This is a genomic window from Actinoplanes sp. NPDC048791 (assembly GCF_040650095.1).
GTDB lineage: Bacteria > Actinomycetota > Actinomycetes > Mycobacteriales > Micromonosporaceae > Actinoplanes.
On sequence record NZ_JBEZGQ010000051.1, the window covers coordinates 1 to 3,312 of the forward strand.

At 71.4% G+C, this 3,312-nt stretch carries 4 protein-coding genes; 3 read left to right on the forward strand and 1 reads right to left on the reverse strand.

What is annotated here, in order from left to right; genetic code table 11:
- Positions 1 to 572, reverse strand: a 572-nt coding sequence (locus AB0C29_RS06630; protein ID WP_360816104.1) for a hypothetical protein, incomplete at its 3' end; no start/stop codon positions are given.
- A 145-nt stretch (positions 573 to 717) separates the two neighbouring features.
- On the opposite strand from AB0C29_RS06630, the gene AB0C29_RS06635 reads away from it, so the two are divergent.
- The 3 genes from AB0C29_RS06635 to AB0C29_RS06645 all read left to right on the forward strand — a co-directional run.
- Positions 718 to 1,632, forward strand: coding sequence for an ATP-binding cassette domain-containing protein (locus AB0C29_RS06635; RefSeq protein ID WP_360816106.1), 915 nt, complete (start codon positions 718 to 720; stop codon positions 1,630 to 1,632).
- On the forward strand, positions 1,629 to 2,465 hold the full coding sequence (locus AB0C29_RS06640; RefSeq protein ID WP_360816109.1) for an ABC transporter permease: 837 nt from the start codon (positions 1,629 to 1,631) through the stop codon (positions 2,463 to 2,465). The genes AB0C29_RS06635 and AB0C29_RS06640 overlap by 4 nt, the downstream gene beginning before the upstream one ends.
- A gap of 190 nt (positions 2,466 to 2,655) precedes the next feature.
- The coding region (locus AB0C29_RS06645) for an alanyl-tRNA editing protein (protein WP_360816111.1) at positions 2,656 to 3,312 on the forward strand (657 nt) is incomplete at its 3' end.

Sequence of the window (3,312 nt, forward strand, 5' to 3'; positions counted from 1 at the left end):
ACCTGGCGCCGGGCCTCCTCGTCGCGGCTCTGCTCGGCGCGGCGGGCGCGTTCCTCGACCTCGGCCACGTACGCCCGCCGGCTGCGGGTCGCGTCGCCGACCGCGGTGGCCATGCCGATCCAGGCCAGCGCGCCGAGATTGTCCGCGGCGTACCAGCTGCCGCCGGCCCAGATCACTCCGCTCAGGCAGACGACCGCCCCGAGGCACACGGCGGTGAGCCACGCCGTGCGCCGGTCGGCCCACGCGGCGTGCGTAAAGAAGAGCAGGACCAGGGCGATCATCAGCATCGGCTGCCGGTCACCCTGCTGGACGGTGAACAGGATCGTGGCGAGCGTGGTGAGGATCAGCCCGGCCAGGGTGTACCGGCGGCGGAAGGTGATCGCCACGAAGCCGATGGCCGCGGCGATCAGGTCGGCGGTGCCCAGCATGCGGGGCTCCTCGCCGTGCCCGCCGCGCCGCACGGCCAGGATCACCGGCACCACCACGGCGAGGGCCAGGACTGCGTCGCAGAGCTGCGGGTGCCGGCGTACGGCCTGCCACGCCCGCGTCTCACGCACCTCGCCCAGCTCCATGACGATCACGTTACGCGTGGACCTGCCTGCGAAGCGTCGTCCCGGCGCGGTAACAAGGTGACCTCGGATACCACGCTGGTAGTAGTCCGATCTGCCCGCCGCCGGACGACGCCGATCACCGGCCCGCTGAACCAGGCTGGCTCACATGATCGAGGTCCACGAACTCACCAAGCGGTACGGCGCCAAGACCGCCGTCGACAACCTCACCTTCACCGTCAGGCCCGGCATCGTCACCGGCTTCCTGGGCCCCAACGGCGCCGGGAAGAGCACCACGATGCGGATGATCCTGGGACTGGACCGGCCGACGTCGGGCACGGCCACGATCAACGGCCGCCCGTACGCGGAGCACACCGCGCCGCTGAAGCAGGTCGGGGCGCTGCTGGACGCCAAGGCCGTGCACACCGGGCGGTCCGCGTACCACCATCTGCTGGCCATGGCCGCGACCACCGGGGTGCCGCGCACCCGGGTCGACGAGGTGATCGACATCGTCGGTCTGCACGAGGTGGCCCGCAAGCGGGCCGGCGCCTTCTCGCTCGGCATGGGTCAGCGGCTCGGCATCGCGTCGGCGCTGCTGGCCGACCCGGAGGTGCTGATCCTGGACGAGCCGGTGAACGGCCTCGACCCCGAAGGCATCCTCTGGATCCGGCACCTGATGCGGGGCCTGGCCGCGCAGGGCCGTACGGTTTTCGTCTCCTCGCACCTGATGAGCGAGATGGCGCTGACCGCCGAGCACCTGGTGGTCGTGGGTCGCGGCAAGCTGATCGCGGACGTCTCGGTGGCCGAGTTCATCGAGCAGGCCGCGCACGACTCGGTCCTGGTCCGCTCGCCGCGCGCGGTGGAGCTGCACGACCTGCTGGCCGGACCTGGCGTCACGGTGCTCAGCGTGGAGCGCGGCGCCTTCGAGGTGACCGGCCTGTCCGCCGCCAAGATCGGCGAACGCGCGGCCGACGCCGGGATCGCCCTGCACGAACTGACGGTGCAGCGGCCGTCGTTGGAAGAGGCGTTCATGGAGCTGACCCGGGACGCCGTCGAATACCAGACCGTAGGAGCAGCAGCATGAGCACCGCGACCCTGTCCCCCGAAGCCGCCCCGCTCGTCGCCCCGGCGGCGGTGTCCAACCTCAAAGTGACGCAGGGCCGGGTGATCCGCTCGGAGTGGATCAAGTTCTGGTCGCTGCGCTCGACACTGATCACGCTGGCCACCGCGGTCGCGCTGCTGATCGGCATCGGCCTGCTCGCCTCGTCGATGCTGAACTCCGGAGCGACCGGGCCGGGCCCGGAACCGGGAGAGCTCGGCCCGGTCGACGCGAGCCTGGCCGGCATCACGTTCGCCCAGCTGGCGTTCGGGACCCTGGGCGTGCTGTTCATGGCGAGCGAGTACAGCACCGGGATGATCCGGTCGTCGCTCACCGCCGTACCGAAAAGGTTGCCGGTCCTCTGGGCCAAGATCGCGGTCTTCGCGGCCGTGGTCTTCGTGATCGGCCTGGCGGCGTCGGCCGTCGCGTTCACCGGCGGTCAGGCCCTGATCGGCGACGGCGCGGCGTCCTGGTCCGACGCGGGCGTGGTGCGGGCGGTGGTCGGTTCCGCGGTGATCCTGGCCGGGTCGGGCGTGCTCGGCCTGGCGCTGGGGGCACTGCTGCGGTCCACGCCGGCGGCCATCAGCACGCTGTTCGGGGCGATGTTCCTGCTCAGCGGGGTGGCGCAGCTGCTGTTGCCGGAGTCCTGGCGGGACAACGTCGTGCAGTATCTGCCGTCGGATGCGGGTAGCGCGTTCACGTCGGTCAGCCAGGGGGCGGATGCGCTGTCGCCCTGGGTGGGGCTCGGGGTGTTCGTGGCTTACGTCGCGGCTGTGGTGGTGGGTGGGGCTTGGCGGTTGAAGCGGGCCGATGCGTGATGGGGGGTTGAGCCTCGCATCGCATGCTGGTCAAGCTCCGGGGACTGCCGTCGTCGGCAGTGGCCAGCATGCGGCTGCCAGCTGGGCCGGATCGGCAGTGGCCAGGATGGGCCGGTCCACTTGGGCCGGAGTCAGGGAATGTCCAGCTCGGCGGGCGTGCGGTGCCGGGCCGTGGGTTTACGCTCGGGCGATGGTTTTCGAGCAGCACGGACACACCCACCGCCTCGACTGGGTTGATCCGACCATCCGCGAATGGGACTGCACCGTCGTCTGGTCCGACCCGGCCGATCCGGACGCCGGGATCGTGCTCGACCGGTCCGCGTTCTACCCGGGCGGCGGCGGCCAGCCCCCGGACCACGGCGTCCTCATCTGGCTGGGCGTGCAGACCCGGATCGTCGACACCCGCAAGGGCGACGAGCACTATCTGATCCCCGCCCCGGGCGACCCGATCCCACCCGCCGGCGCGACCGTGCGCGGCGCAGTCGACGATGACCGGCGGACCACGCTGATGCGCACCCACTCCGGCCTGCACATCCTGTGCGGCACCGTGTTCCGGGACTTCGGCGCGCTGGTCACCGGCGGGAACATGCAGCCCGGCGAGGCCCGGATGGACTTCAACCTGCCCGAAGTGCCGCCGGGCTTCAAGCAGGCCCTGGAAGACGCGGTGAACGCGGAGATCGCCGCCGACCGCAAGATCGTCGCGCGGGTGCTGCCCCGGGATGAAGCGCTGGCGATCCCGGACCTCGTCCGCACGCAGGATGCGTTGCCACCGCTGGAGAACCCGGAGATCCGGGTGGTGGACATCGTCGGCCTGGACGTCCAGGCCGACGGCGGTACGCACGAGGCG

Excerpts from the sequence above, each read along its gene's own strand:
- AB0C29_RS06635 (WP_360816106.1), top strand. The coding sequence starts at position 718 with ATGATCGAGGTCCACGAACTCACCAAGCGGTACGGCGCCAAGACCGCC.
- AB0C29_RS06640 (WP_360816109.1), top strand. The coding sequence starts at position 1,629 with ATGAGCACCGCGACCCTGTCCCCCGAAGCCGCCCCGCTCGTCGCCCCG.